Origin of the sequence: Candidatus Planktophila sp. (assembly GCF_046070465.1) — a bacterium.
Classification (GTDB): Bacteria; Actinomycetota; Actinomycetes; order Nanopelagicales; family Nanopelagicaceae; genus Planktophila.
The window spans coordinates 1-4,304 of record NZ_JBJTMK010000159.1 but is presented as its reverse complement, the minus strand read 5'-3'; the positions used below and the strand labels follow the sequence as shown (position 1 = coordinate 4,304).

4 protein-coding genes and 1 tRNA gene are annotated in these 4,304 nt (G+C 49.3%); all 5 read right to left on the bottom strand.

Annotated features, from left to right (window positions below; genetic code table 11):
• The coding region (locus ACKOVI_RS06865; RefSeq protein WP_509603332.1) for an FAD-dependent oxidoreductase at window positions 1-1,114 on the bottom strand (1,114 nt) is incomplete at its 3' end.
• A 13-nt stretch (window positions 1,115-1,127) separates the two neighbouring features.
• The gene (gene sdhC, locus ACKOVI_RS06860) at window positions 1,128-1,928 is read right to left on the bottom strand and encodes a succinate dehydrogenase subunit SdhC (protein WP_509603331.1); all 801 of its coding nucleotides are present in this window, start codon (window positions 1,926-1,928) and stop codon (window positions 1,128-1,130) included.
• Between the two features lie 200 nt (window positions 1,929-2,128).
• Window positions 2,129-2,211: transfer RNA gene (locus ACKOVI_RS06855), tRNA-Ser, on the bottom strand.
• A 41-nt stretch (window positions 2,212-2,252) separates the two neighbouring features.
• The gene (locus tag ACKOVI_RS06850; protein WP_509603330.1) at window positions 2,253-3,062 is read right to left on the bottom strand and encodes an HAD family hydrolase; all 810 of its coding nucleotides are present in this window, start codon (window positions 3,060-3,062) and stop codon (window positions 2,253-2,255) included.
• Window positions 3,059-4,304, bottom strand: a 1,246-nt coding sequence (gene serS / locus ACKOVI_RS06845; protein WP_509603329.1) for a serine--tRNA ligase, incomplete at its 5' end; no start/stop codon positions are given. The genes ACKOVI_RS06850 and serS, both read right to left, overlap by 4 nt.

Genomic DNA, 4,304 nt, shown 5'->3' with positions numbered 1-4,304 from the left:
GTTCGTAGAACTGGTGCCACATAGATGGAAGGCGCTTCTTAATAACTTCGGCAGATAAACGCTTTGAAACATCGAGGAATACTCCACCGTGCTCTGTTCCGCGACCAGCTTTGACCTCAGAGTTAATTGCGCGCGCAACTTCATCGCGAGGCAGTAGCTCTGGTGGACGACGGTTGTTGTCCTGATCTGTGTACCAACGATCTGCTTCTTCCTCAGTTGTTGCGTACTTATCTTTAAATACATCTGGGATGTAATTAAACATAAAGCGCTCACCCTTGTTGTTGGTAAGAACTCCACCTTCACCGCGAACAGACTCTGTTACCAAGATTCCGCGAACTGATGGAGGCCAGACCATTCCTGTTGGGTGGAATTGCAAGAACTCCATATCCTTGAGGTTTGCACCAGCTTTGAGAGCTAGTGCATGGCCATCGCCAGTACCTTCCCATGAGTTTGATGTGATCTTAAATGCCTTACCAACGCCACCGGTCGCAATAACAACTGCGGGTGCTTCGAAGAGAATCTCATCGCCGTTCTCGCGCCAGTATCCATAGACACCTGCAACTTTGCCATTCTCTTTCAGAATATCTGTGACGGTAAATTCCGCGTAGACCTTGAGGTTAGCTTCCATGTCTCCGTGATCGCGACCGTCTTGCTGCTGCAACGCGACAATCTTCTGTTGCATTGTGCGAATGAGTTCGAGACCGGTGCGGTCACCAACGTGTGCAAGACGAGGATATTCGTGTCCACCAAAGTTACGTTGTGAAATCTTTCCTTCTTTGGTGCGATCGAAGAGTGCGCCCCACATTTCAAGTTCCCAGATGCGATCTGGTGACTCTTTCGCATGAAGTTCTGCCATGCGATAGTGGTTAAGGAACTTTCCGCCGCGCATTGTGTCGCGGAAGTGAACCATCCAATTGTCATTGCTATTGGCATTTCCCATAGATGCTGCAGCTCCACCTTCAGCCATAACAGTGTGGGCCTTGCCAAATAGTGACTTACAGATGATTGCAACGCGAAGACCTGCTTCACGTGCTTCTACAGCAGCGCGAAGACCTGCTCCACCTGCACCGACGATGACAACGTCATACTTAAGTTTCTGAAGATTCTGTGACATTTACATAGTCCTTTTAGAAGAAGTAGAAGTTGGTCCAGGCGCCAGTTGCAACTTGGCGAACATAAATGTCAGCGAATGCAACTGCGGCAAGTGAGAACCAAGCGAATTGCTGGTGCTTGGTATTAAGGATTGAAACAGTTGTCCAGAGCTTGTAACGGAATGGATGCTGAGAGAAATGCTTCAAACGTCCACCAACTGTGTGACGACATGTGTGGCATGAAAGTGAGTAGAACCAGAGCAGGGTTGAGCTTGCAACGAGAACTAATGTTCCGACGCTCATGTGGCCCCAGTCGCCATGCTCATTTCTAAATGCAAGCACTGCGTCATAGGTAAGGAATACGTTGAATACTAAACCTGCATAGAAGAACCAACGGTGTGCATTCTGCAAGATCAGTGGCGCACGAGTCTCACCTGTGTACTTCGTATGTGGCTCTGCAACTGCACATGCAGGTGGTGACATCCAGAATGAACGGTAGTAAGCCTTGCGGTAGTAGTAGCAAGTCATACGGAAACCAAGAGGGAAGATCAAGATGATCAACGCAGGAGAAAGTGCGTAATTGAAAATTTCGGCAGGTACCGGAGCCCAACCGAATAACTTCGACCCTTCCACACATGCTTCTGATAAACATGGTGAATAGAAAGGTGAGATAAGCGGCTCTACAAAGTAATTAGCACCTTCGAATGCGCGGAAGGTTGCATAGATTACGAAGGAGAAGAGAACTCCAAATGTAATCGCTGGCTCAAGCCACCACTTATCTGTTCGTAGAGTGCGCTCTTTGATTTTTGCGCGCGTTGGAGAAAAGACTCCGGACATTGAAACTCCCCCATTGGATCGTCCACTAGCTTCTAGTGCCCACATAGCTTTGCTATTGGGTTATTAATAGGTGTAAGTGTGCGCTTATTGGCGCGAAGTATCTATATCTAGCTGCGCCTAAGGCTTATGAAGTCAGCCACAACGTGTGCGGGAAGCACGAAACCCGCCTGCAGTGCATGCAGACGGGCTTCGTTTTAGCGCGGAGGACGTGGGATTTGAACCCACGAGGCTTTCACCTGCCGGTTTTCAAGACCGGTGCACTCGGCCGCTATGCGAGTCCTCCGTGGGAGAGGTTACTAGAGGCGGCGGAGTTTTCAAAAATGATTATGCGGGCAGATCGAGCAGCGCTTCAATGGCGATTGCTACGCCATCTTCCTCGCATGGGCCAGCGATGCTCTTGGCGTACTTAGCTCCATCAGGGTGGCCTGAGGACATGGCATAGGAGCGCCCTGCCCATTCGAGCATCGAGAAGTCATTGGGATTATCACCAAAGGCCACGCAATCTGCGGCATCGATTCCAAGACGACCCGCCATGCGGGCAAGTGTTGCTCCCTTAGAGACACCGAGTGCTGAAATCTCGAGCAGTGAATCGTGCGGGTTGGAGTGAGTGACAGTCACCAAACCTTCCAGCTCAATCAACGCGATTTCCAACATTTCATCAGATGAAAGATTTTGCTGAGAACAACGGGCAAGCATCTTCAGCGCAGGGGCTCTAATCGCTTCTTCAATTGTATGAACACCAATGTTATCGAGACCAACATCCCAGCGAGGGATGTATGTCTTCTCGCGGTGAAAATAGTTATGCGATTCGACTGCAAAGGAAACTTGTGGGATTGCTTTGCGAAGTCGGTTGACCGTCTCTGTTTGATCTTCTACTGAGATCAACCACTCTTCGAGAACTTTATCGCCCATCAAGTCATACAACATTGCACCATTGCCGCAGATGGCGCTACCGAATCCAAATGCCTCGCGAATCTCTGGCATCCAACGTGGTGGGCGCCCGGTAACAAAGAAAACTTCCACACCTAAATTACGTGCTCGATGAAATGCATCAATCGTTCGTTGTGAAATTACTCCGTCGTGGGTAACGATGGTGCCATCTAAATCTGTGGCAATCAGCTTTGGTCTAATCACACGAGCTCTAACTTAGTTTTTCCAAGGAATGCCTGAAGCGCTGCAGGAACATTGACGGATCCATCTGCATTCTGGTGGTTCTCGAGAATCGCAACAATCATGCGCGGAATTGCCACCAATGTGCCGTTGAGAGTTGCAATCGCCTTTGTGCCATCTGCATCCTTGTAACGAATATTGAGGCGTCGTGCTTGGAATTCGGTGCAGTTAGAGGTACTTGTTACTTCGCGATAAGCGCCCTGTGTAGGGATCCACGCTTCGATATCAAACTTACGTGTAGCACTTGATCCAAGGTCACCTGATGCAACATCAATCACGCGGTAAGGGATCTCCATTGCATTGAGGAAATCCTTCTCCCACTGAAGTAAACGCTTATGTTCTTCTTTTGCATCTTCTGGCTTGCAGAATGAGAACATTTCAACTTTATCGAACTGGTGCACGCGAATGATTCCACGAGTGTCCTTGCCATACGTGCCTGCTTCGCGGCGGAAGCATGATGAGTAACCGGCATAACGCATCGGCAACTTATCTGCAGGAAGAATCTCATCCATATGCATTGCAGCAAGTGGAACCTCAGATGTTCCTACCAGGTAAACATCATCACGTTCGATGCGATAAACATTCTCAGCAGCCTGTCCCAAGAATCCTGTTCCTTCCATCGCTGATGGATTAACAAGGACCGGAGGAATAACGGGCGTGAAACCATTCTTGAGCGCAGATTGAATTGCGTAATTAACGAGTGCGAACTCGAGCATGGCTCCAGCACCTGTTAAGTAATATGAACGAGAACCTGCAACTTTCGCACCGCGCTCGGTATCAATGGCACCGAGTAGCTTGCCGAGTTCGACGTGATCCTTTGGCTCGAAACCATCTTTGGTGAAATCGCGTGGAGTTCCGACGTGTTCGATTGTGACGAAATCTTCTTCGCCACCGATAGGCGCTTCTGTATCGAGCAAGTTAGAGAGCTGCAATACAAGCTGCTTTGTCTGCTCTTCTACCTCTGCGCGCTTTGAATCTGCTGCCTTTACCTTGTCGGCAAGTTCCTTTGCGTTAGCAAGAAGAGCTGTCTTCTCATCGCCCTTAGCAGCGCCAACACTCTTTGAGAGTGTGTTCTGTTCTTGGCGAAGTGCTTCAAACTCTGCAATGGCAGCGCGCTTGATCTCATCGATTGCGATGATCTGATCAACAAGTTCGACGTTCTCGCCGCGACCCTTTTGAGATGCGCGAACGACATCGGGATTGTCG

Bases quoted from the DNA above. Each gene is read 5' to 3' on its own strand.
- sdhC (WP_509603331.1), bottom strand. From the start codon at position 1,928: ATGTCCGGAGTCTTTTCTCCAACGCGCGCAAAAATCAAAGAGCGCACT.